The sequence below is a fragment of the Pseudidiomarina terrestris genome (assembly GCF_030466405.1).
Taxonomy (GTDB): Bacteria; Pseudomonadota; Gammaproteobacteria; order Enterobacterales; family Alteromonadaceae; genus Pseudidiomarina; species Pseudidiomarina terrestris.
The window spans coordinates 292877-318258 of the sequence record NZ_JAGGJF010000003.1; the positions used below are offsets into that span (position 1 = coordinate 292877).

17 protein-coding genes are annotated in these 25382 nt (G+C 52.8%); 7 read left to right on the forward strand and 10 right to left on the reverse strand.

Translation table 11 applies throughout. The features are described from left to right. Positions 1 to 55: 55 nt before the first annotated feature. Positions 56 to 589: a protein tyrosine phosphatase family protein gene (locus J6J34_RS08230; protein WP_301721209.1), complete on the reverse strand. Its 534-nt coding sequence runs from the start codon at positions 587 to 589 to the stop codon at positions 56 to 58. Between the two features lie 109 nt (positions 590 to 698). Between J6J34_RS08230 and recC the strand changes: the two genes are divergently transcribed. The 5 genes from recC (at position 699) to J6J34_RS08255 (ending at position 12804) form a co-directional block, all read left to right on the forward strand. Next, the gene (gene recC / locus J6J34_RS08235; protein WP_301721208.1) at positions 699 to 4142 is read left to right on the forward strand and encodes an exodeoxyribonuclease V subunit gamma; all 3444 of its coding nucleotides are present in this window, start codon (positions 699 to 701) and stop codon (positions 4140 to 4142) included. Continuing rightward, positions 4135 to 7836 (forward strand): exodeoxyribonuclease V subunit beta, encoded by a 3702-nt coding sequence (gene recB, locus J6J34_RS08240; protein ID WP_301898852.1) that lies wholly within the window; start codon positions 4135 to 4137, stop codon positions 7834 to 7836. The genes recC and recB overlap by 8 nt, the downstream gene beginning before the upstream one ends. After that, entirely contained in the window at positions 7827 to 9791 is a 1965-nt protein-coding gene (gene recD / locus J6J34_RS08245) for an exodeoxyribonuclease V subunit alpha (protein ID WP_301774727.1), read from the forward strand. The genes recB and recD overlap by 10 nt, the downstream gene beginning before the upstream one ends. Continuing rightward, positions 9788 to 10207, forward strand: coding sequence for an alternative ribosome rescue aminoacyl-tRNA hydrolase ArfB (arfB, locus tag J6J34_RS08250; RefSeq protein WP_301721205.1), 420 nt, complete (start codon positions 9788 to 9790; stop codon positions 10205 to 10207). The genes recD and arfB overlap by 4 nt, the downstream gene beginning before the upstream one ends. A 74-nt stretch (positions 10208 to 10281) precedes the next feature. After that, entirely contained in the window at positions 10282 to 12804 is a 2523-nt protein-coding gene (locus tag J6J34_RS08255; protein ID WP_301774728.1) for a penicillin acylase family protein, read from the forward strand. Here J6J34_RS08255 and J6J34_RS08260 read toward each other — a convergent pair. The 7 genes from J6J34_RS08260 to J6J34_RS08290 form a co-directional block, all read right to left on the reverse strand. Further along, positions 12785 to 13693, reverse strand: coding sequence for a MaoC/PaaZ C-terminal domain-containing protein (locus J6J34_RS08260; RefSeq protein WP_301774729.1), 909 nt, complete (start codon positions 13691 to 13693; stop codon positions 12785 to 12787). The genes J6J34_RS08255 and J6J34_RS08260 overlap by 20 nt on opposite strands. Positions 13694 to 13912: 219 nt before the next feature. Further along, the gene (locus J6J34_RS08265) at positions 13913 to 15553 is read right to left on the reverse strand and encodes a PepSY domain-containing protein (protein ID WP_301721199.1); all 1641 of its coding nucleotides are present in this window, start codon (positions 15551 to 15553) and stop codon (positions 13913 to 13915) included. Continuing rightward, complete coding sequence (locus J6J34_RS08270) at positions 15550 to 16281, reverse strand: hypothetical protein (protein WP_301721198.1); 732 nt, start codon at positions 16279 to 16281, stop codon at positions 15550 to 15552. The genes J6J34_RS08265 and J6J34_RS08270 overlap by 4 nt, the downstream gene beginning before the upstream one ends. Before the next feature lie 68 nt (positions 16282 to 16349). Further along, positions 16350 to 19052, reverse strand: a complete 2703-nt coding sequence (locus J6J34_RS08275; RefSeq protein ID WP_301774730.1) for a TonB-dependent receptor — start codon at positions 19050 to 19052, stop codon at positions 16350 to 16352. A 327-nt stretch (positions 19053 to 19379) separates the two neighbouring features. After that, positions 19380 to 20423 carry a bifunctional glycosyltransferase family 2/GtrA family protein gene (locus J6J34_RS08280; RefSeq protein ID WP_301898853.1) on the reverse strand — a complete coding sequence of 348 codons (1044 nt, stop codon included), beginning with the start codon at positions 20421 to 20423 and terminating at the stop codon, positions 19380 to 19382. Between the two features lie 10 nt (positions 20424 to 20433). Then, positions 20434 to 21459 carry a DUF3667 domain-containing protein gene (locus J6J34_RS08285; protein WP_301898854.1) on the reverse strand — a complete coding sequence of 342 codons (1026 nt, stop codon included), beginning with the start codon at positions 21457 to 21459 and terminating at the stop codon, positions 20434 to 20436. A 138-nt stretch (positions 21460 to 21597) separates the two neighbouring features. Continuing rightward, entirely contained in the window at positions 21598 to 21906 is a 309-nt protein-coding gene (locus J6J34_RS08290; RefSeq protein WP_301898855.1) for a hypothetical protein, read from the reverse strand. Between the two features lie 211 nt (positions 21907 to 22117). Between J6J34_RS08290 and J6J34_RS08295 the strand changes: the two genes are divergently transcribed. Further along, the gene (locus tag J6J34_RS08295; RefSeq protein WP_301721193.1) at positions 22118 to 22657 is read left to right on the forward strand and encodes a WYL domain-containing protein; all 540 of its coding nucleotides are present in this window, start codon (positions 22118 to 22120) and stop codon (positions 22655 to 22657) included. Positions 22658 to 22659: 2 nt separating this feature from the next. Here the strand turns inward: J6J34_RS08295 and J6J34_RS08300 are convergent, their stop codons facing one another. Continuing rightward, the gene (locus J6J34_RS08300; RefSeq protein WP_301721366.1) at positions 22660 to 23124 is read right to left on the reverse strand and encodes a methylated-DNA--[protein]-cysteine S-methyltransferase; all 465 of its coding nucleotides are present in this window, start codon (positions 23122 to 23124) and stop codon (positions 22660 to 22662) included. 57 nt (positions 23125 to 23181) lie between these two features. Here J6J34_RS08300 and J6J34_RS08305 point away from each other — a divergent pair, with 57 nt between their 5' ends. Beyond that, positions 23182 to 24393, forward strand: coding sequence for an Nramp family divalent metal transporter (locus J6J34_RS08305; RefSeq protein ID WP_301898856.1), 1212 nt, complete (start codon positions 23182 to 23184; stop codon positions 24391 to 24393). A 1-nt stretch (position 24394) separates the two neighbouring features. On the opposite strand, the gene J6J34_RS08310 is transcribed toward J6J34_RS08305, so the two are convergent. Continuing rightward, the gene (locus tag J6J34_RS08310; protein WP_301721191.1) at positions 24395 to 25381 is read right to left on the reverse strand and encodes a hypothetical protein; all 987 of its coding nucleotides are present in this window, start codon (positions 25379 to 25381) and stop codon (positions 24395 to 24397) included. Position 25382 lies beyond the last annotated feature (1 nt).

Sequence of the window (25382 nt, forward strand, 5' to 3'; positions counted from 1 at the left end):
GGCGGTTCGGATCGCAAATCCGAGGTCAAAATTGCGCGCGCATTCTAGCATATATTTATTCGTTGAGCAGCTCCTCAACACGCTTGCGCAGGCTGGTCATGCCGTAACGCTCACCGATCGCCAGGGCTTCAGCGGTATCAGCACCCTGAAACCAGGCGGCGCGTAATGCCATCAGAGCTCCAACCCGATTACTACTGGCGCAATGCATAAAGATATTTTTGTCTTCATTCAGCCATAAGGTCTGATGAAACAGCTTCACATTCTCTTCCGTCAGATCGTCGGCGCCGGCGATTGGAATGTGATAATAGGCCAGGTGATTATGGGTGGCCCATTCGGCTTCATGGATGTCGGCCATCTCGGCATGACTGCGCAGGTTCACGATCATGTCGACCCCGGCATCAGCAAGCATGGCAACTTCATGTTTCTTGGGCTGTCCGCCGGTGGCATGATTTGGGGCTGGGTGAGAAAAGTTGTAAATAGTCTCAAGATTATCATTGACGGCGATACCGTCGTTGTCTGCTGGCTGACTTGCGCAACCGGCAAGGGGAATCAGCAATAGCAGGACGAGTAACAACTGTAACTTTTTCATCTTCGACTCCTCGTTTAGAGTTTCGCGCGACACTAGATGTCGTGCAGACTTGCTAGCCTAGTCGGGCATGATTGGGTAGGATGATCCTCATGCATGGAGAGGATAGCAAATGAGTGAACAAAGCGCAGGATTAATCGTCGCCCACGGGCATCGGTTAGAGGATCTTACCGAACTGGTTGTCCGGCTTACAAGGATTGCCCCTCTTGCTCCATTAGAGAGCGAATGTGTGCTGGTACAGTCGAATGGGATTGCGCAGTGGCTCAAGCTGCATCTGGCACAAGCAACTGGCATTGCGGCGATGCTGGATGTGACCTTACCGGCTCGGTTTCAGTGGCAAGCCTATCGTGCGGTGCTTGGTGAAAACCTGCCGCGCTACTCCCCTTTTGATAAAGACCGCTTAACCTGGCGTCTGCTGCGGGTGTTGCCTCGCTACCTGGGTCAACCTGAGTTTGCAGCACTGCAAAACTACATGCGTGATGACAGCGAGCAGCGCAAGTTGTATCAGCTCTGTGAACGCCTTGCCGACTTGTTTGATCAGTACCAGATGTATCGTGCCGACTGGCTTGCCGACTGGGCTGAGGGCGGTGCTACCCAAGCGGATGCAGAGAACGCCTGGCAGCCATTGCTGTGGCGTGCGTTACTTGCCGACGTCGGTAATGAACGATGGAACAACCGGGCTGAGCTACATCGCCGTTTTGTCACTGCTGCGCGCGCCCTGACACCACAACAACGGCCGCCCGGGCTGCCGCCGCGAATCATTGTGTTTGGCATTTCCAGCTTGCCGCAACAAATGATCGAGGTTTTGCATGCCTTATCATCCTGTTGTCAGGTGATTTTGTGTGTCCACAACCCCTGTAAGCATTTCTGGATGGACAGTATTGATGGTCGCGACCTGTTTAAGGAAATTAAACGCAAGCGTCAGGGGCGAAAGCCGGGGCAGGCGGAGCTTGATATTAGCAACCTGCACAGTGAAACCCATGCATTGCTGGCCTCCTGGGGGAAGCAGGGCGGCGATTACATCGGCATGCTGGACCAATTCGATGCTACTGCTGAAAAAGGCTCTCAGTTTGAGAGTGTCGCATTTGATTTGTTTGATGAGGACCTCCCGGCCCAGCCGACACAGCTGAGCCAGCTGCAGTCGGATATCTTAAATTTACGCAGCAATCAGGAAGCGCAATCGTTGTGGGGTAATTTGCCTGATAACGATGACTCGCTGCAGTTTGTCAGCTGCCATAGTCCGCAACGTGAGGTCGAGGTCTTACATGACCAACTCCTGCATTTGTTTGCCACGCACGACGATCTGAAACCCAGTGACATTATTGTCATGGTGCCTGATGTGGATGGCTATGCCCCGCACATCAGTGCTGTGTTTGGCCGTTACCAGCGTGGCGATGACCGTTCCATCCCATTTACTATTGCCGATCAGGGGATGCGTCACAGGCATCCGATACTGGTGGCATTAGAATACGTGCTGACCTTAAATCTGCAGCGCGCCACCGCCAGCGAGATCCTTGATATTTTGCAGGTCGAGGCGCTGCAACAGCGCTTTGATTTGAGCCCGCAGGATGTGGTGCAGTTACAAACCTGGTTGCAGGAAGCGGGCGTGCGCTGGGCTCTGCACGAAGAGCATCGCCAGCAACTGGGCTTGCCGCCAGCCGCGGGGCGTAATTCCTGGCTGTTTGGTTTGCGGCGTATGCTGTTGGGGTATGCCGTCGGCAGCCAGCCCGATATCGACTCGGCCTGGCAGGACGATGAACCCTATCCGGAGGTGGGGGGACTGGCTGCTAACGCTGCGGGGGCTTTACAGCAAGTGGTACAGGCCCTCAGTGACGCCTTTTCAATGACCACCGAAGCTTTGACTCCGGATGCCTGGAGTGAGCGTTTACTTACTTTGATGGGGCGTCTGTTCAAGGCAACAGATGACAGCGACGAGCTCCTACTGAATCGTTTACGTAAGCAGCTGGAAGAGTGGGTCAGTGCTGCCGATGCGGCACAATTTCACGATCAGGTGCCCCTGACGGTGGTGGTTGAAAGTTGGCTCTCACGGGTCGATGAGCATCAGCTGAACCAAAGGTTTTTGGCCGGTAGTGTGAACTTTGCGACGCTGATGCCGATGCGGGCAATCCCCTTCAAGGGGGTGTTCCTGTTGGGGATGAATGACGGTGAGTATCCACGCCAGCGCAAGCCATTTGATTTCGATCTGATGGCCAGGGACTCACGTCCCGGTGACCGTTCGCGGCGCGAGGACGATCGTTACCTGTTTCTGGAAGCCCTGTTGTCCGCGCGCAATTGGCTGTATGTCAGCTGGTGTGGGCGCAGTATTAAAGACAACACGGACAAGCCGCCATCGGTACTGGTCAGTCAATTACGTGATCACCTGCAACAGCTTGGCGCGCAGGCCCCCGTGCAACATCACTTTTTACAGCCCTTTAATCCGGCGTACTTTCGCCAGCCTCAAAGTGGTCAGAATTATTTTACCTTCGCGCGTGAGTGGCAAAGCTTACATCAACAACAACCTCAGCCTCAGCCTGTTAAAGTCCAGCCGGCTGCTGAGTCCTGGTTACCAGAAGGCGCGGTCAACCTGCGTCAGCTGTATCACTTTTACCAGGAGCCCGCTCGCTGGTTAATGAACCTGCGCTTTCAGTCCTATTTACCGACTGCCCGCGTGGAAACAAATGACGAAGAGCTTTTTACCCTCGATGGTCTGACACGCTGGGAGTTAATTACTGCCATGAGTGAGCCATTGCTGACCGCTGCCGATGAAGATGCTGACGCTGATACCTGGTTGCACTGGCTCAATGCCTATAGCGAGCGATTGCAACGAGAAGGGCGTTTAAGTGGTGGTGCAGGGGGCGAACTGCAGAAGCAGAGCCTGATACAGACCGGACAGTTACTGTGGCTGGCGGTAACTGCAGAGTGTGAGCGTTATCCCTGCGTTCTGGAGCAGGAAATGGTGCAGGCTGGCGCCAGGTTACGGGTGGCCGATACATTTACCGGTCTGCGGAAAAATGCTGCCGGCCAACGTGTGCGACTGAAGCTGTCGGCTTCCAGGCTGGTGGAAAAGTCGGGTCAGCCCAGGTACCTCAAACTGGCACAAACCTGGCTTGAGCACCTGCTGTTGAACACCAAAGCGGCCACCACCACGCAGTTGATCAGCGAGGAAAAAACGCTGAGCCTGACCGCGCTCACGCCGGAATGTGCGCAGCAACAGCTGCAGCAAATTCTGGACTGTGCCGAGCGAGGCTTACAAGAGCCGCTGCCGGTGCATCTGGAGCTGGTGCTGGAAGGCTGGAAGAAATCTCTGAGCAAAGGAGCAGCGGACTTTATTAGCGCAGGCGATTTCGCATTTTTAAACGATGCCGCCGAGCGTTTTTATGAGGAGGGGACGCGGCATAATAGTACCGGGCCGCTGCGGTTACGGGCACGATATATGAGCCGGTTCTATCCCGCGTTTACCGATTTAGCTGAGGTGGAAAATCAGTCGACGCTGCTCGCTGAGAAACTATACCTGCCCTTACTTGAATGCTTGAGCGGAGGAGCAACTAATGAATGATGTTGCCGCAAAACCTCTGGTACCACTGCATTTTCCGCTGCGTAACAGCCATTTGATTGAAGCCAGTGCGGGAACCGGAAAGACCTACACCATCGCCGCGTTGTATCTGCGGCTGGTGTTAGGACACGATGCAGCAGACCCAGGTCAGCAACATGCCGGTGCGCGGATGAGGTCGCCACGCGAGATCCTGGTCGTGACCTTTACCGAGGCCGCGACCGAGGAACTCCGGGATCGCATCCGGGCGCGCTTAACCGAAGCTGCAGCGTATTTTCGCGGTGAACTGACGGCAGTGGATAGCTTTTTACGCGAGTTGCGCAGCGAATACCCGGAGGCCGCCTGGCCATTGCAGGCGCGGGTACTCGATTTAGCGGCACAACAAATGGATGAGGCGGCGGTATCAACGATTCACGGGTGGTGCAATAGCATGCTCAGTGAGCATGCCTTCGCCAGTGGCAGTCTCTTCACGCAAACGCTGAACGCCGATAACAGTGAGCTGCGGCTGCAAGCCGCGCAGGACTACTGGCGCCACTTTATTGCTGCGACTGCAGCTCATGACCTTGCCAGCTACCAGTTAATGACGGCGACCTTTGCCAGCCCCGAAGCTATCGTGAAGCGTTGTCGCGAGCTGGTACAAACCCATGATGGTGAGTCAGGGCCAGGCGATCTTGGGGCTATTCAGCGGTATCTGGAGGCTGAGCGAGCGTTTCGCAGTGAATTTCATAATGCGGGGCTTTGGCGACAACGTCTTGCGCAATTTCGCGAGAGTTTTGTCCCTAAGCTGGGCAATAAAGCTCTTATCGATGGCCGCAAGCTGACGGCTAAGAACCTGACGAACTGGTTGGCTGATTTCGACGACTGGCTCATTGAGCTGGACAACGAAGTCGCGGACGTCGCATTATTTCCAAAACTTACGCCGGCGGCACAGCGGCGCTTGACTACCGAAGGCGTGCAAGATGCCGCTAAGGTTGAGCTGAGTACAACAGAACTGGCATTCCCGGCGCTGGTCGAAGAGGCAATGCAACGTCAACAGCAGCTGCCAGATCCTACCCCAGAATTGCTGCGCCACGCCGCCAACTGGACCCGAAGCCGCTTTCGTGAGCTGCAGCAGCAACGCGCCGAAATTGGTTTTGACGACATGCTCACGCGGCTGCGGGATGCCTTACGCGGCGAAAATGGCGAGCCGTTGGCCGCTGCCCTGCGCAAGCAGTTCCCCATCGCCATGATTGATGAATTTCAGGATACCGACCCGGTGCAGTACGAAATATTCGATCGTATTTACCGTATCGCTGAAACTGACGAAGAACAGGGTATTTTCCTGATCGGCGATCCTAAACAGGCGATCTATTCTTTTCGCAATGCGGATATTTTCACCTATCTCGCGGCGCGCCTGGCGACGCGCGGCCGTCATCATACCCTAGCGGTCAATTTTCGCTCCACGCATGCGATGGTGGGCGCGGTTAATGCCCTTTTTGCACAGGCAGAACAAGCGCCACGGGGGGCCTTTTTGTTTAAGGCCGAAGATGAAAATCCCTTGCCCTTTATTCCTGTCGCCGCCAACGGTTTAGGTTCTGATTTTGTTTGCCAGGAGCAGGTGCAGCCGGCATTGGAGTTTGATCTGGTACCTTCCACGGGCAGCACAAAAGCCAACAACCCGGAGCTCGACGCAGCTCTTGCCAACGGCTTTGCTGAGCGAATTGTAAGTCTGCTAAATGACCCGACCGCGGGTTTTCACCATCGTGAAAGCGGTGCGTTTGAGGCGCTGCAGCCGCAGCATATTGCAATTCTGGTCAGCAATGGTTTTGAAGCGCGGTTGATACGTGATGCCCTGCGGCGGCGTGCGGTGGGTAGCGTTTATCTGTCCGAGCGCGACTCAGTGTTTGGCGGCAAATTGGCGCTGGACGTTTACAGTCTTCTCGGTGCCTGCGCGAATCCGCGTGATCCAAGCCGGCTCCGGGGGGTGTTTGCCTGTGAGCTGCTGGGGCTCGACCTTGCGGAGCTGGCCAATATTACCGATCAGGAGCTGCGTTGGGACAGTTTCGCTGAACAATTTGCCAGCTATCACGATGCCTGGCAGCGCCATGGCGTGCTGGCGATGCTGCAACAATTGCTGCATGACTTTGAGGTTCCCGCACGGTTACTGGCGCAAGCCAATGGCGAGCGCCAGTTGACCGATGTGTTGCATTTAGCGGAGCTACTGCAACAGCAAGCGCAGCAGGTAGAGGGCAATCATGGTTTACTACGTTTTCTGGCCGAGCATATTGAACAGGCACAAAGCGACAATAACCGCGCCAGTAGTGCCGAGATGCAGTTGCGACTGGAAAGTGATGCCGAGCTGATTCAGGTGGTCACCATTCATAAATCAAAAGGGTTACAGTATCCATTGGTGTTTCTGCCCTTTGCGTCCCGCGCCCGCCAAGACGCCCCGGCCTACCCGCATCGCTACCATGATGCCGAAGGGAAGCTACGGGTTGCGCTGGATGGTGAGGATGCGGAAGTTGTGGAACGTATTAAGGCAGAGAACTTTGCCGAGGAGCTGCGCAAGCTTTATGTCGCGGTCACTCGCGCGCAATACGCGACGTTTATCGGGCTGGCGGATTACAAGACACGAGGCAATAGCGCCATTAACTACTTGTTTGAGCATGGCGCAGGTGGAGAGGGTGGCAAACAAGCACTACCTGAGCTGTCCGACTTTACGTTGCCTGATGTGAGCCGTACCGCAGATTTAACTGAGTTTCAGACCCTGAGCCAATTCCAGTCCGAACAGGCATCGCCTGCTGAGGTTCATGTCTGCAGGATGCCAGCAACGCACCGCTTCGAACCCTGGTGGGTAGCCAGCTACAGTGCGCTACGCTACGGCGAATGGGTGACCAGTGATGATGCTGAGGGCAGCAACGTGGTCGAAGCTATGCATGAAGATCAGACCGAGGTGGTCGAGCAACCTGTCGCAGATAGTATTCATAGCTTCCCGCGCGGCGCGACACCAGGAACCTTTTTACATAACTTGCTGGAGGATGCCGCCAACGAGGGCTTTGCCAAGGTTGTTGCTGATCCGGAAAGGTTCGGTCCGTGGGTTGCAGAACGAACGCAACTGGCGCCCTGGCATGAGCATGAAAATTTGCTCAAGGGTTGGTTGCATGAGTACCTGCACACCGATTTTGTACTGGGTGACACGGAACAGACCTGTTGTCGGCTGGTGGATCTAACGAGTTATCAGGCAGAACCGGAATTCTGGTTTCCTGCGCACCAGGTGGATGCCGAGCGTCTCGACGCGCTCGTACGTGGGTACGTGTTGCCAGAGCATGGCCGCCCGCGCGTGCTCGCGACGACCCTCAACGGCATGTTGAAAGGCTTTATCGACCTCGTGTTTGAATGGCAGGGCAAATACTATGTCGCTGATTACAAGTCGAATTACTTAGGCGCCAATGACAGTGCCTACCTACCGGCAGCAATGCGGGATAAAATTCTTGAGAGTCGCTACGACATGCAGTTTGTGATTTATACCCTGGCGCTGCACAAGTTGTTGCAGGCGCGTCTGGCTGACTATGATTATGATCGCCACGTTGGTGGCGCCTTGTACCTGTTTCTTCGGGGGCATCAGGCTCCCTCAGCGGGGGCCTTTTTCCATCGGCCCGAGCGGGCGCTTATTGAAGAGCTGGAGCAGCTGTTTGAACATCCGGAGGCGCTATGCAGTTAATCGCGAATCTAAGGGGTTGGTATGAGCAAGGCTGGTTGCGTGCTATTGATTTGAGTCTTGCCGAGTACCTGTATAGCAAGTTGGGTGCCGATGCTGAGGCTGTCGCGGTGCTGGCCGCTTTAGTCAGTCATCAGTTAGGGCATGGCCATCCATGCCTTGAGCTGAACGAGCTCTGGCAGGACCCTGAAGCCACCCTGCAAATCCCACCAGAGCACGCCTCTTATAGCAGCGTGCATCTATGTGCATCAGCCACTGAAATGGTGGCCGCGCTCGGTCCGGCCATCGTTGAACAACTGGCGCAGTCGACGGCCGTCAATACACTCAACTCGCCGCTGGTCTTGCAGGGCCAGGAGCGCTTGTACTTACGTCGTTACTGGGATTATGAGCAACAGATCAAACAGGATCTGGCGTTGCGAATGGCCCAGCAGGAGCCCATTGCGACGGACGCTCTGCGTGAGACGCTTGATGACTTATTTGGCGTTGCGACGACATTAAGCTGGCAACGGCTGGCATGCGCCATGGCAGTGCGTAGCGGCTTTACGGTAATTACCGGTGGGCCTGGAACGGGCAAAACCTATACCGTGGTGCGGTTGCTGGCCACTTTGCAAAAGCACAGAGCCGATGCCGAACCGCTTCGGATACGGCTGGCAGCGCCGACGGGGAAAGCGGCTAAGCGCATGGAGGATTCTATCAACGAAGAGCTCAAGCGCTTACCAACCGAGTACAGTGACTTGCTCACTGAGAACCAGGCGGTCACTTTGCACCGCTTGCTTGGCACCCAGTCGCGTAGTCGTGCATTTCGACACCACGCCAATAATCCCTTGCTCGCCGACGTGGTGATTATTGATGAAGCATCAATGGTTGATATTGAAATGATGGCGGCCATTACTGCAGCCCTGCCAACCACCACTAAATTAATTCTGCTGGGCGACAAAGATCAACTGGCCTCGGTTGAGGCCGGTGCAGTGCTTGGCCAACTATGCGACGAAGCTGAACAGGGGCATTATGCTGCAAATCTGGCGCAATGGCTGAATGCCACACTCACCAGCCCGGCCGTGAGCCGCGGCGATGACGTGGGTGCGCAGGAGTCAATCATGCTTGCCGACGATCTGATTGACGCCGAAGGCGCGTCACAGTGGCCTTATCTGCAGCACACCGTTATGCTCAGAGAAAGTCGCCGCTTTAAGGCCGACGAGGGCATTGGTAAGTTGGCAACAGAGATTAACCAGCAACGTACGGCCTGGTTGAGGGAATGGTTAACCCGGGCTGAAGCGCTTACCAGAGAAGATGCAAAACTGGCCAATATTCAGTTGTTACAGGTCAGCAAAAACTCAGCAGCAAGCTTCAAAGCGCTGGTGCAGCAAGGCTATCAACCCTTACAACAGCTGGTCAGCGCCGGAGCTGAAGGCTTTCATGATGATGCTGCCTGGGGCGAAGCTTTATTAGAGCAGCTTGAGCAATTTCAGATGCTGGCTGCGTTACGTCGCGGCGACTGGGGTATGCAGCGTTTAAATGAACTTGCTACGCTATGGTTGAACGGCGATCGCGTGACCAGTGAGCAATGGTTTGTTGGCCGCCCGGTGATGATTACGCAGAATGATTACAGCCTGGATCTGCGTAACGGTGATATCGGCATTGTGGTCCAGCGCCGTCCGGATGAACCCCCGCGGGTCCTTTTCCGGGGCCACAAGAAAGGCAGTTTACGCTGGCTGTTGCCGTCACGGCTGACGCATGTAGAAACAGCGTACGTAATGACCATCCATAAATCGCAAGGCTCTGAGTTTACCCATACCGTGGTGGTGGTTCCAGAACACGATACGCCATTGTTAACGAAAGAGCTTCTCTATACCGGGATCACTCGGGCACGGAAGCAGCTGACACTGGTCTGCGCTAATCCCAGGCTGGTGCTGCAGGCAACTCAGCGGCGAATTCTTCGAGGCGGGGGTTTGACATGAATACGATAAAAATCTCGCAACGTGTAGCTGTGCCGGAGAGTGAGCTAGAGTGGCAGTTCATCCGCTCCAGTGGCGCCGGTGGGCAGAACGTGAATAAGGTGGCCACTGCCGCTCAGCTGATTTTTGATATTCAGTCTTCCTCGCTGCCGGATTTCTATAAGCAGCGTTTGCTCAGTAAAAGTGACCACCGAATTACCCAAAGCGGAAAAATTATAATCAAGAGCCAGGCGACTCGCAGTCAGGCCCACAATCGCGAGCTGGCGCTGGAGCAGTTTATTGAGCTGGTGGCGAGTGCCGGCAAGGTACAGAAACGCCGAATTGCCACCAAGCCCAGCAAAGCGAGTAAGAAGCGCCGAATTGAAAAGAAGAAAAAGCGTGGTGATACCAAAAGCTTGCGACAAAAGCCATTGGTCTGATCCCACTTGCGACTCCGCGCGGGAGTGGCCATACTCTGACCGGCTAAAACAAAAAACTAACAGGTATTAAAAAAATGGCAAACTATTCTAAAAATGGCGTTTGGCGCCCATTACTGACAGCGGTGTGTGTTGCTGTACTGGCCGGTTGTGGCAGTAGCGATTCAGAGCCTGATGATAACGTCGGCACCCCGGATCCAGAACCTACAGGACTGGTCGCATTTGCACCTGATGGACAGGTCGAAGCGGATATCACCTGGACCAATTACGGCGTGCCTTACATCACCGCAGATAATCTCGAAAGTCTGGGTTATGGCGTTGGCTACGCATTTGCTCGGGATAATATTTGTATTCTTGCCGATCAGGTCGTCAAGTTTAATTCAGAACGGGCGCGTTATTTTGGCCCGGATCGTATCCCTGGTAGCGGCGACTCTGACAATATCTTAAATGACTTTGGCTATCTGGCGCTTGGTATCAGAGAAAACGCCGAACAGGGTTTTGAGCAAATCAGCGAACGTGCGCAAGCTCTGATCACCGGTTATGCAACGGGTTACAATCGCTATCTTGCAGATACCGGGGTCGATAACATTGCCCCAGCTTGTGCCGGCCAGCCGTGGGTGAAACCCATCACTCCGATCGACATCATGACCTATGCACAAGGCGTGGCTTTGTTACCGGGTGCGGCAAACTTCACCGGGCCTCTGTTCTTAGCCATTCCGCCGAATCAGGCCAGTGGCGCCACCAATAAAGAAACTGGCGAAGCCATGTCAACAGCGACCATTGCTGATTTACATGCCGATGTTCCGGATACCAACCCCACTGAGTCAGGATCCAATGGCTGGGCCATCGGTAACGATTTAAGTGCCAGCGGTCAGGGTATGCTGATTGCCAATCCGCACTTTCCGCATACGGGTAATCAACGTTTCTGGCAGTTCGGTATTGAAGTCCCGGGTGAATTGAAAGTCGTTGGCGGCTCGTTATCTGGTATGCCTGGTATTGTAAATATCGGCTTCAACGAGAATGTGGCCTGGACGCATACCTTCTCGACGGCATCGCGCTTCACCATCCACCGGCTGACTTTGGATAGCAACGATTCAGAAGGTAAAACCTACCTGCTGGATGGCGAACCTGTGGAGATGAGCAGCAAGTTCCATGAAATCGAAGTCGCTACCGGTCCGGGTACCTTTATGACGCTGCAGCGTAGCAGCTACCACAGCGAGTTTGGTCCGGTTATCGTTATTCCCAATGCTTTGCCGTGGGGAACAGATCCGGTGACGGGTCAACAAGTCGCTTATGCGCTGCATGATGCCAATTTGCCAAACTACGATTTGTTTGATCATTGGTTAGGTATGAACCTTGCGGATAGCATCGAAAGTTATAAGCAGACCTTTGTTGACTACACCGGCACGGTATTTAATAACGCCATGGCGGTTGATAAAGAGGGTAATGCCTTTTTCACCGACGGTTCTTCGGTACCTAATATTGTGCCCGAAGCGCTTGCTGCCTGGTCACAAAACCCGCTTTATCAGGGGCTAACGCAACAAGCGGGTTTGTTTATTTTCCCTGGCGACGATAGTCTTTATTTGCCACAGGGAACCATTCCTTTTGCCCAGGCACCGCAGTTAGAGCGTAGTGACTTCGTGCAAAACTCAAATAACAGTTATTGGCTAACCAATCCTGAAGCGCCTATCACCGGGGTCTCGCCACTCTGGGGGCCGGTCGGTGACCAGCAATCGTTCCGCTCACGCTTGGGGCAGAAAATGCTCGCGGAAGGCGGTTCAGTCGACGGTAAATTCAACCGCGCAGATCTGGTTGACCGACTGATAAATAATCGTACCTGGTTATCCGAAGAGGTGCTGGCGGATTTGGTGGCGCATTGTCAGGCACAGGGAACCACACCAGTAACTAGCAGCAGCGGTGCGAGTGTGGATATTTCCAGCGGCTGTGCGGCGCTGGCGCAATTTGACGGGCGCATGAATCTAAGCAGTGTGGGTGCCATGATGTTCCGTGAATTCGCATCACAGTTCCGCCGCAATCCGCAATGGCAGGTCGCTTTTGATCCGGCCCAGCCAGTGACCACGCCAAACACCCTGGCGGCGAACGCGACCGTGTTGCAACAGTTGGCTGATGCGCAGGAGCGTATTCAACAGGCAGGCCTGCAGGTGGATGCTACGCTTGCAGAAGTGCAGTTTGTTGAGCGCAGCTTGCCTGATGGCACACCATCTGGCGTTAAGTTGCCATGGGGTGGCGCGAATAATATTGAAGGTGGGTTTAACGTCTTCAGTAGCAACACCGGTAACGATGGTACCTTGTTGCCACGGCATATTTACCCGGTTCTGCCTGGCTCAGACTTGAGCGCTGCCGCTGGTGGTTATCATGTCACTTATGGTTCGAGCTGGATGTTTGCGCTGGAGTTTACTGATCAGGGACCGGTTGCAGAAGGCTTGTTGACCTATTCACAGGCGTCGGACAGTGATTCTGATCACTATCTAGATCAGACCCTGTTGTATTCGTCACAGCCGCAATTACGTCCACTGCACTTTAGCAACGATGATATCGCAAGTGCAGCGGCTGAACAGCTTACTCTGACTGAAGAGTAAAACTTCCCTCGAGGCGCTGCAGGTGATCCTCAGCGCCGCAAATCTGATAGTCTCCGGCCGTATTGTCTGCTGATGGCTTTTGCCAAAGAGCAATGTCAGCAGGCAAGGGCACGGGACGTTTGAAGGTCACATCGATACGTTGCACGGGTTTTTGATGCGCCCGCTCGAGCTCAGCCTGCGCGCGACCCGCCATGTACATGCCGTGAATGATCGGCTTTTCGAAACCAAACCACCGCGACAGCAAAGGATGCAAATGGATAGGGTTAAAATCGCCCGATAAACGCGCGTAAGAACGTCCTGCGGTCGTATCCAGCTGCCAGTGTTTCAGCTGCTGCCAATCTTCCCCTGGCGCTACTGAGACTTTTTGCTCGCGCGGTTTGCTGGATTTAGGTCCTTGCTTGGGCATCACCTGATACTGACTGACGCAAGTCACAACCTTGCTGTCGTGTTGCCAAAACTCAACAGTAAATACCGGACGTAACCGACGCGGAGAGACTTTTGGACCTCGCGCCGGTAAATCGATGGTGGCGCGAATATAAAACTCTTCCCCAAGAGTAATGGGGGCGTGTAATTCGAGCTCGTTACTGACATGCACCAAGCCGGGAGCTGGCCATGGGAAGGCTTCATCCAGCATTTGCGCAAGGTGGACGCGCTGGGCGAGACAGTACATCAGCGTCAAGGGCACATCACTGACGAAACCATCGAATGCATCTTTGTAGCGGCCAACCTGGGCCTGACTAAGCGCTGGCGCATTGAATTCATTGCATACCTGAGTTGCAGAAGCTTCGGCCTGATCATTACGCGCGACAGTAAATAGCGAGCGAAAGAACATACCGGGTAGTTTCGGTAATTGAGATGGATGCGTCATAGGCCCCTGCAAGTCCTGCATAGTCATTCCTTACGTTTGATGCTGCTACTATAACATAATTTTGACTTTTGTAGCCATGCGTCCGTAGCATCGACGTCTATGCTTAGTATACACGCAATCGAAGAAGGGAAGGACAAACCACTGCTGCAGCCCCCGCAGAAGCGAGCACAAAAAAAGCGCCTGAAGTGAAGAACACCGCAGGCGCTTGCTTGGTTAGTGGTCCGCGCGGACTTGGTCTATTTAAATACCAAAATCATCGAAGCGGATACGGTCGCGTGGCACTTTGGCGTCGGCGAGCATTTGCATGGTCGCTTTCAGCATCGGTGGTGGCCCGCAAACGTAGACATCAAGGGCGTTGACATCCTGTTCAGCCAGCCATTTGGCAACAGTTTCGTGCACGAAACCCGTTTCACCTTGCCAGTTATCCTCAGCGTCGGCTTCAGACAGAACCGGCGTGTACTCAATGCCAGATGGTTGCTCGAACTCTTCGCGATAGCACAGTTCACTGCTATGCCGGGCGCCATAAAAGAATACGCACGGACGCGGTTCGCTGGCCGCCTGCTCAGTCTGCAACAGCGCACGTAGTGGTGCGACACCAGCTCCGCCGCCGATAAATAACTGCGTGCGGGCTGAGGCTTCGGTCAAGACAAAGTCACCGAATGGACCAATGGCTTCAACCTCATCACCTACTGCCAGATTGCACAGATAGGTTGAGCCCACCCCCGGCGGAACACCTTCGCTGGGCGACGGCATCTGCCGGACGGTGAAGACAAATTGGTGCGGGTCGGGCCGCGTCGCAACTGAATAGTGACGTGACAGTACTTGTTCCTGATGTGGGATCATGAACTGCATAAACTGACCAGCGCGGTAGTCAATCGATTCTTGGCTGACGAAAGTCAGCTCCACGATAGATGGCGTCAGCTGGCGCTTGCTCTTAAGCTCAAGCGCAACGGTCGCCACCTGCTCATTGGGTAGTTCAATCTCGATCTTCTCATCAACTCGGTGCTGGCAGGAAAGTCGCAGCCCGGCACTCAGCTCAGCAGGACTGAGCATAGCTTTTTCGGCTGCCGTCGGCGCAGGTAGCTGGTCACCATGCAGGGTTACTTTGCACAAGCCACAGGTACCGCCGCCACCACAACTACTGGCAACCGGCTGATTATTTTGCTGCAAATGCTCAAGCATGGTTGGCTTACGGCGCGGATTAAAATCTCCTTGAGCCAGGTTACGGCCTAACAGAATGAGTCCCGATAATGAGAACCACAATGCCAGCAGTCCCGCACTCCAAATCAGCAGATGATTGAAGCTGCGCTCGCCGCTATAATCCATAAAGTGCAGTTTGAAGGCCCAGTCGGCCAGCGTCCATGGAGTATTACGATGCTCAACGACTTGTCCGGAGGCGGCATCAACATAAATACGAGTATTTAAATCGTCCGCCATGTCGATGCGGAAACCGGCACTGTTCCAGCCCACCACTTCATCGCTACCGCTGACAGTGGTTACCTCAGTAACGTCACCGGGGCCACTGTAGCTGGCTAACGCAATCTCGGTTGCCAACGCAGCGTCTGTGGTCCAGAGGTTGCCGTCTGCGGCATTGATATAAAGGGTACTATCCGCTGTGGTGACGACGTACTGGCCGATCCCCATGACACTGTTCAGCTGGATCGATTTCGCCGACGGGTACCGCTCATAGATAGTTTCAATACCTACCCGCGTTTCCGTATCGACCAGCATTGGCGGGTGTTGGTGCTCCATGTACTGGTGACCCGACATGCCGTGGTGACCGGTGAAGGCGAAAAAGAGGCCACTGGCTAACCAAAGCAGTACCTGAACAATCAGAATAAGGCTTACCCAACGGTGCAGCCATTGCATAAAGCGCATCATTGGTCACCTCCATGTTTCTTCTTCTTAAAGCTGATGGTGTAAACCAACAATACCGCACCGGTGATCATCAAAATAAAGGTGCCGATAATAAAGGCTTTCAGCCACCAGGTTTCGATATCAACGCGTTCGTTGTAATCCATGATGTGGGTCATCCACATAATGTCAAAGCCGCGCCAGAAGGTGTGACGCTTGACCAACATCTCACCGGTGACTTCGGAAAGGTAAAGGCTGGTATTTCCGAAATCATCGTAGTTTACTTGCCAAATCGGCAGCAACGCAGGGTTAAGTTCGGTCGGTGGGTTTTCCGTAAGATAAACCACAGACTCGATTTGTGGTGTTTCCAGCGCATAATAGCGATTCGCGAGCTCGCGAATATGTTGCTCTTCAAGAACAATAGAGTTCAGCGATTGTGCATCAACAAGCATTTCGCCTTGGTGACCATCGAGCTGATAAACAGCGGTAAGCTCGTCGTTTAACCAGCGTGTCTCAAGCGAAATGCTTGTCGTGTGCGGGTAACGCTCAAGAATTTGGTCTAGCGCGCTGGGCTTGGTCGTTGCTGGAACAGCGGTCGCTGTGTCCTGAACTAAATGGTCGCCGTGAATAAAATCGAGTTGGAAAAATACCATATAGCCACCGCTAATGGTCCAAATCACCATCTGGACACCAAATATTAACGATAGCCAGCGATGCCAAACTCGCCATTGACTGGAACGCTGATGTTGCGCCATGTCCTACCTCAAGATGTGTTTAAAAAAAAGCTGCCGCTCGACGGAGCGAGCGGCAGAAGCGCAGATTATCAGAAACTGTAACGAACTTTTAGATACAGCTGACGGCCTAGCAAGTTGTAGGTCATGGTGTCAGTGTTTGCATCGGTCCAGCTTTGGATGAAAGGTGGCTCTTTATCGAACAAGTTGTTCACGCCAGCGGTGAGGCTGAGGTTGTTGTCCATAAAGTAGGTCCCTTGCACGTTGTGGTAGAACACGCTCGGTGCGTGGTCACCAATATCGCCAGGTGAGGCGTTAATATCATCAGCACTACCAATGTATTGGATGCTGTAATGAACGCGCCAGTCGTCACGCACGAAGGTTGCGTTAGCGTTTGAGCGCCAGTGCGTGTAACTACCACGGCCACCTGTGATGTAACCCGCGTATTCGATCTCACTTGCACCTTCAAACGGCGCGAAGGTGTACTCGTCCAAGTAGCTTACATTCCAGCTGAAGTCACTTGCCCAGCCCGCCAGGTCAGTCTTATAAAAGACGGACGCATCAACACCTGAAACATTTTCTGTGGCGGCGTTGGTCGGTTGTGCTGACAAGAAGTTGATGTCGCCTGTCAGAGAGTCGCGAGTGAAATGTTCTGCGCTACAGAACGGGTGCGAAAGGTTCTCTGAGTTATAGCAAACGGACAACTTGGTTGAGCCAGGAATGGTCTGAATCGCATTCTTGATATCGATATTGTAATAATCGAATGTGAATTGCAGGTTCTCCACAAAATCGACATCCCAAACGACGCCCGCAGTAAAGGTTTCTGCATCTTCCGGCTTCAGGTTTGGGTTACCGCCGACAGTAGTAAGAACGGTCGCACCGAACTGGGTGTAGCCTGTAGGTACGCCATCTGCCTGACAGTTGGCAGCCACTGTTGGATCTGCGCCAGCTTGATCCCAGCCATCACATGGATCGGTCGTGGTTAAGTTGCCTTCAGCAACACCACCAAACAGCTCTGGGATGTTAGGGATGCGGAAGGCGGTCGATTGCGTTGCACGCAGCTTCAAAGAATCGGATACCTGCCAGTGCAGACTTGCTTTGTAGTTACCATCGCTACCGAACGTATCGTAGTCGCTGTAACGGTAAGCCAGGTCCAGACTCAGTGATTTTGCGAAATCATGATCTGCCAGCAATGGCAGTGAGGTTTCAACGTAAACTTCGTCGACCGTATAGCTACCTTCGATCGGCTCGGCCTGGTTGGTATTCATGATACCGGCCACAATCGAAGAGTCTGGGTTACGCCAACCTCTTTCTTTACGGTGCTCTACGCCAAACGCTACCGGGACCCAGCCTGCAGGGAGATCAAACAGGTCTCCGGTAATGTTTGCCGTAAGTGAACGCTGCTCATTACCACCATTATCGGTAGTGCGGAACATGATGTGATCCAAAGCTTCTTGCGATAGATCACCATAGCCAAGTAAATCGATACACGGAATACCGTTGCTACCACAAGTATTTGGATCCAAACCTTGGTTCAGACGTTGCATATTGACGATATTGGTCATGCCATCAATCGCAGTGTTGCGGCCATAGTTGTACGCGACTTCCCAGTTCCAACCCTCACCGACATAGCCACTTGCACCAACTACGGTACGGAACGTATTAACGTCCTGGAAGAAAATCCGTGGGCCGCCTTCCAATAAACGGCGACCATCTAAGCGAATGGTCTCGCCGGTTGGGTTGGTCGGATGATCGGCTTCAAACTCGATACCGCGCAATGTACCCGGTGTCGCCAGCTGCTCAGAGGTACGGTTATTGTATAGAATTTCGGTAAATACCGTGGTGTCAGCAGAAAGCTGATAATCGCCAAATACCGACATGTTCCAGTTGGTGACCGGGTTGACGGAGTTTAGGTAAGGGAAAAATGCAAAGTTATGTTTGGCGCTACTGTACGGCTCGTATGAGTCACCATCACCATTAGGATCTTGATTAAAGTTGATGCGGTCGCCAGCATTAGGGCCGGACAGAATCGTCGCACGTCCACCAATAGTGCTTGAACTACCGAAGCAATCGAGCTGACCTGTCGTCATTTCAGCTAAAGCACAGCCAGCCTGGTCGGCCATATTGATTTCATCAGAAGAGCGATAGCCTAAAGTGGCCATGATCCGACCTTTGTCACCGCTGGTACCAAAAATCATGTTGACGTTACGGTCTTGACCCTCGCCGTCATCAGTTGCGCCAACGCGTGCCTCGACAGTGAAACCATCGTAACTCTTACGGGTAATAATATTCACTACACCAGCCACGGCATCGGCGCCGTAAATTGCGGAAGCGCCATCTTTTAATACCTCGATGCGCTGAATCATCTCGACTGGAATCATGTTCAGGTCGACGGAGCTATTTGCACCGGTACCGCCGTTGACGATACGACGGCCATTCAGCAGTACTAGCGTCCGGTTAATGCCGAGGCCGCGCAAGTTGACTTGCGTGGTGCCGTAACCGTTGCCGGTCCAGTAAGCATTGCCTTGACCACCAGCTGCGCCTGCAGAAGCAGACATTCTTTGCAGAATCATCTCTACTGAGGTCATGCCTGAGACTTCGATATCTTCAGCGTCGAAGACCTGGATAGGCGCAGCACTTTCGGCTTCTGCCCGCTTCAACCGGGAACCGGTAACAGTAATGCGTTCTGCATCGGCCTGAGCATCGCTTTCATTGCTTTGCGCCAAAGCAGCTGGTGAGCTGAAAAGGGCTGCAGATACGCTTAGTGCTACTGAGGAGAAGAGTAATTTTTTCATTATGTCACCCTGAATAATTTATCGTTTTAATAGGTTTTGGATTTAAGCTTGAGTCTACCTGAACAACTTGTTTATACAACTCCTACAATAGAAGTTTTTAACTCAGAGTAAAGGGGGGAGCTTCTGAAAGTTGTATAAAGAATACTCGATATCCACTGGCTTTTAGGGGTTGTATAGGCAACCTTGAAGGGTGCTTTAAGCAACAGTTGCGCTCCCTACCTATTCTGAGGGGTAAGAGAGCGATCTATTAAAAAAAGTTGTTCAGGAAAAACCTCAAAGGCGGAGGAGATGCTAATAAATATTCGCTAAGAGCGCAATTAAATTCATCTATGCAGGATTTTTATCGCCAAACACCAGTTTTTTCTGTAATCGGTAGCTGAGCAAAAATACAAGGACTTCGGCAACGGGCTTACCGATAAAGGGAGAAACCCCAATCAATAAGAGACCTTTGGTGAGTATGTAATTGGTGCCCACGAGCACCGCGGCCAGCAGGGTGTAATGGGTAGCGTCACGGGATAGCGAACCGCCACGGCCAAATACCCACTGCCGGTTCATGCTGAAGTTAAAGATCCCCGAGCATAGACGGGCGCTGGCGATAGCTGCGAGTATCTCGCCAGTGAAGCCATAGATGAGTGCGAATAGACCATAATCGATGGCCGCTGATGCAATACCAACCCCTGAGAACTTGAGGAACTTGCTGTAGATCCGAATCGAGTCCTGCACCGGCTTGAAATGGCTGCTCTTGTTGCCTTTTTCGTAAACCGTGGTGATTTCATGGCTACGAAAGGCGAGCTCTTCGCGTTTGGCGAGGATCAGCATGTCGAGCTCAAATTCATAGCGGTCGCTAGGAGACTCCAGCAGCTGCGGCAACAGGCTGGCTGGAATACCGCGCAAACCGGTTTGGGTATCTGGAATATTGACTCTTAAGCCCAACCGAAATGTATATCTGGCAAAGGTATTTCCGAGCCATGAACGAAACGGAATATCCGGAGCTTTAAAATTGCGACTGCCCAGCCAGAGAGCTTCAGGCTCGGCCGCAAACGCTTGTGTGACCGCCATAATATCGTGCGGCAAGTGCTGGCCATCGGCGTCTGCAGTGATCACGCCTTTGCTGTCAGGGACGTGTTTCAGCACCCACTGAAACCCCGTTTTTAGTGCCGCCCCTTTGCCTTGATTATTGTCATGCTCAAGCACCACAACCTGGGAAAAGTCGCTTAGCCGTGAAAAAATTGAGGATGGCTCGCTGCCGTCATTAACAACCACAATCGTCTGATAACTGTCAGAACTCTCGTTGAGCTGTGTTACCAGCTGTAATAGCTGCTCATCAGGGTTGTAAGCGGGGATTACAATTACAGGTCGGGAGTCAGCCAAAACATCCTCGTTAAGCGGTTAAAATTCCAATAAATAGCATGATAACAAAAGCAAAGGATAATAAGACAGCATAAACTAAAGCGCAGACCATGAATTTTAGGATAGTTAATAGCCAGCCCTGATTATAAAAAAGCTTCTGAGTGAACAACATATAACTGACCATCCAGGCGAGCAATATGTTCTCTGCCCAGTCCACAACATCTTCAATCAGCGGAGAGCCAGTAAGTTCTGTGGCCCAGGTAGAGCCTTTACTAATTACCGTTAGCAACATGAGTGAGAGCAGTAAAAAAGCATGCGTATGTAACGCAGCACTGAGGTGCTCTAGGTAGTAGCGCCCAGAAAAAGCGTAGATAAGCTTAAGAAATAAGGCCCAAAATGGCAGCATGATAAGCATCATCTGCGGGGCTAATGAAACCAACCTCTTAATTAGAATTTTGGGCTCTTTTGCCAACTCCTGAATTCTTTCTTCGATTTGTTGTTCTTGCTCTTCAGTAGCCCCGGGAAGACTCACTCTAAACTTTTCGACGACTTCTTCGGTTGTTGTTGGGGCGCTGACAATATCTTGTCGATTGAGTTGCGCTTCAACGGAAGCGAGTGTTTCATCAACTTGTTGTTGCTCTGCCGGAGTGGGTTCCTCCGAGGGGGCTCGAATCGCGTCAAAGTCGATTAAGCTGGTGAGTACCAAGAACGAAATGAGTGAGATGAAAAAATAAAGCCGCAAGGGTGGTACGTAGGATGCGTGTCGCCCCCGAACGAACTCTTGAGTAAGAAAAGCTGGTCGAGTAAAAAGGTTGACCAAGGTACGGTAAAAACGCGAATCCCAGTGACTAATTTCTCCCATCAAGTCAGCGACCACCGCAAATACACTGCGAATGTAATGGCGATCTTGCTGACCGCAGACATGGCAAAATTCACCTAAGAGTTCGCTGTCACAGTTTTTGCAGCGATGATCTTGTTTGTTCTTTAATTTTTCGTTTGCAGCGTCGACTGAATCAGTTGGCTGAGTAACGATCAAACTGGAATCTTGGCTAGTCATAAGTGCGATTATTGTTTTTATAGTAGTAGAAGTGTAGCTCAAGTTTAATCAGTCACACAAAAAAAAGGCGACTCCACAAAGGAATCACCTTTTTCATCTTTCATTTGAGCTGTCTTCAACGAGTACTACGCGGCGGTTCTACCGGTTGCCGCCATTATCATGATCGCCATTATCTTTTTTCTTTTTGTCTTTGTCTTTGTCTTTGGCGTCTTTCTTCTTCCCTTGGGCATCAGCTTTCAATGCTTCACGTTGGGCTTCACGCTCGGCCTTCATCGCTTCGTGCTCAGCCTTCATTTTTTCGCGTAAATCCTGTTTGCGCTGTTCAGCTTTATCTTTGGCATCGTCGGCTTGCTGCTGGCCTTTATCTGCCTTTTGGCTTTGTGCTTCAGCGCCAAACGGAAGCACCATCACGAGACCAGCCATGATTAAAGTCAATAAACGTTTCATCGTGAACTCCTCAATGCAGCCTTTTCCAGAGAACGGGATTTCCTGACTACACTATAGTGTACTCGAGTTCCGAATAAATTGCTTAGTAACCCGTCAGGCATGAAATTACTTTGCGACGAATTTACAAAAATCGCAGGCTGCGTCATAGCATGTCGCAGTCGCAGTTTAATCTTTACATTCGCCGACACTGGATCAGAAAAGGAGTTCAGCCATGCAAACGGTTCTACGTTATCTACTGATGTTGCGTCATATCCCCAGACAGCCGCAAAAAATCGATGTAAACACCTTACGTGAACGTCTGATTGAGCAAGGCATTGATGTCAGTATCCGCACCATTCAACGCAATTTAATTGAGCTTTCCGAAGTTTTCCCTCTGACCACCGACGAACGCGGCAAGCCCTACGGTTGGAGTCTGCTGCCAGACGCACCTCTATTGCCTTTGCTTGCGCCGACGCAAGTTCATCGTGTTGCCAGTGCTGGCGATAAGATCCTGGCTGGGATGGCACAGATCGAGTTGCGTTGTGCCCCGGAAATCAGAAAACAGCTGGAAGCCTATCCGCTGAATGGCACGCAGCAACTGAACAGTGAAGATGAGCGTCTGTTACTGACGGCAAAAACCGAGTTAACCGATGAGCTCATCGTCTGGATCCTGAGTTACGGCGCCAAGGTCGAGGTATTGGCTCCACAAGAACTACGTGACAAAGTCGCAGAACAGGCCGCCGCCATGCATCAGTACTACCAGCAGCAGTAAGGTTAATCCTGCGCTGGCCAGCAACCTTCGTGACGGAGTAACCAGGCTTTTTTATCCAGCCCTCCGGCGTAGCCCGTTAAGGTGCCATTGGCACCAATGACACGATGACAGGGTACGACAATACCAATAGGATTTTTGCTGTTGGCCAATCCGACGGCGCGCACGCCTTTAGGATTATTGATGGCCATGGCAATGTCGCCATAGCTTGCTAGCTTGCCGTAGGGGATATGCTGCAGCTTCTCCCAGACGCTTTGCTGAAAGCTTGTTCCCCGCGGTTTTAACGGAAGGTCGAAGACCCGCAATCGGCCGGCAAAGTAATCTTCTAATTGTCTTGCGGTTTCGCGTAGCACGGGACACCAGCTCGGTTCACTCACCGGCTTTTCAATAAATGAAACCTGCTGTAGAGTTTCGCCATCGCTATAGATAGCGACGGGGCCTAATTCGGTGTCGATACTTGCTTGATAAATTGTGTTCATGGTATTGATTTAGCATATCTTGCCAGTCCGTACCAGAGAGAGTTAAAAATGATAACAAAGCTAAAGCAACTCAGTTTTGGCCCGGCCACCCTTGTCGCCGCTGCTTTTATTGGCCCCGGTACAGTAGTTACGGCCAGTCTTGCCGGTGCCAACTTTGGTTATGCGCTGCTGTGGGCTCTGGTGTTTTCAGTGTTGGCGACTATGGTGTTACAAGAGATGGCGGCACGTTTAGGTGTTGTGACTCAGCAGGGACTGGGTGAGGCCATCCGTTCGCAGCTGCAGAATCCGCTGCTGAAATGGTTTTCCATTGCGCTGGTATTGGCTGCAGTGGTCATTGGTAATAGTGTTTATCAGGGCGGTAACCTGACCGGCGCCAGCCTGGGGATGGCCGATCTCATTGGCACGTATGCCGGCTGGCTGCCACTGGTACTCGGGGTATTGGCCGCAGCCTTACTTTGGAGTGGCAGTTACCGCTTGCTGGAGCGAGTGCTTATTAGCCTGGTCATGGTGATGAGTATTGCCTTTATCGCGACGTTTCTCATCGCTCGTCCGGATTGGTCTGAGTTTTTCAGCGGCCTGCTCATTCCCAGCCTGCCGACAGGTTCACTGTTAACGGTGATTGCACTGATTGGTACCACTGTGGTTCCTTACAACCTCTTCCTGCATGCAGCCAGCTCCGCGCAAAAATGGAAAAGCCCAGATCAGTTACCCCAAGCACGTGGTGATTTGCTGCTATCCATTCCGCTGGGTGGGTTAATCTCCATCGCTATTGTCTCCACTGCCGCCGCAGCATTTTTTGGCCAGGCAGTGACTTTGGAAGGTGCAGCAGATTTGAGTGGCTCACTCCGGCCTTTAGCGGGAGATGGCGCGACTTGGTTGATGGCAATAGGCCTATTTGCGGCAGGGCTGTCATCCTCGCTTACGGCACCTTTAGCGTCGGCGTATGCATTAAGTGGGATCCTGGGTTACGGTGGCGATTTGCGTAGCTGGCCGTTTCGGCTGACCTGGCTGGCGATTATAGCGATTGGGGTGGTGATTGCGTCACTGGGACTACGTCCGGTCAGTGTGATTTGGTTTGCACAGGTTGCCAACGGACTGCTGTTACCTATTATGGCTCTCTTTCTGGTGTGGGCATGCAATCACAAGATGATGGGCCGCTACCGCAACTCCTCACGGCAAAACCTGTTTGCCGCCATCGTCGTGCTGATTGCGGTTGGTTTGGGCTTGCGTAGCATCGGTGCTGCATTGCAATGGTGGTAAGTTATTGACCAAACAACAGTTCGAACTCGACACCAACTATCCACCTGGGGCGCCGGTGTTCATTCAGCTGTTCGCGCGGCCAATGCAGGCCGACCCAGCCTTCCAGATACAGCCAGTCGCGTAAAAAGCGTGCGCGATGCAAGGCGCGCAAACCATAGTCCTGCATCGGGACCGGATGCTCAGTCTCACCGTACCACCAGAGCTCAGCGCCTACCGCTCTCTCGTGATGGTAAATGTAGTACAGCTTTTCTGAGGCATGCCAGCGAACACCTTGGGTGCGCTCGGCGAATGTGCCGCGCGCCCAGAACTTGTTAAACCAGCGCTCACTTAACGCAAAGTCATGCTCTACGGTTTGGGCGATGCCAAAGCCGTCACTGTCGCGCCAAAAGCCCACTGTCTGCAAATGAATTTCGCTTCGCTCGTTGATAATGCCTTCGTAGCGGTAGCGGGCGCGCACATAGGGATCAAAATCGATGCCACCGCGAAAACCAGCACCAAAAGACACATTATGGTTGGCATGCACCACAGGGTCAAAACCAAGCCCTACCATCCATTCTTCGTCGGCCTGATCACGACGAATGACTGTCGGCCGGGTCGTTTGTTGAGCGTTGATAAAATCATCAAAATCGCCGCGGCCGATAATCGCTGAGAGTTTGCGCTCAGCGTGGGGCAGAATCACTTTCGCCCGGAAGCTCGAGTCGACTTTCCAGCCATCGTATTCGTCCCATTCCGGGCGCAGGGTTAAACTGCCGTAGGCATCATTGTACGCGTCAGCATCAATGCCTTCGGCGAAAAAAGAGTCGAGCCAGGCAGCGGTGCTGGCGACGGTAGTCTTTAAGCCAGAGCGGAAATCATCGAGAAGCGCTTGCTCATCCGGGTCGTCATCGGTTTCGCTTTGTTGCGCGAACAGAGGCTTGCAGAGCGTCAGGCCAGCAAGTGTGACCATCACCAAACACAATGACTGAACGGGACGTGGGCAAGCTTGCATA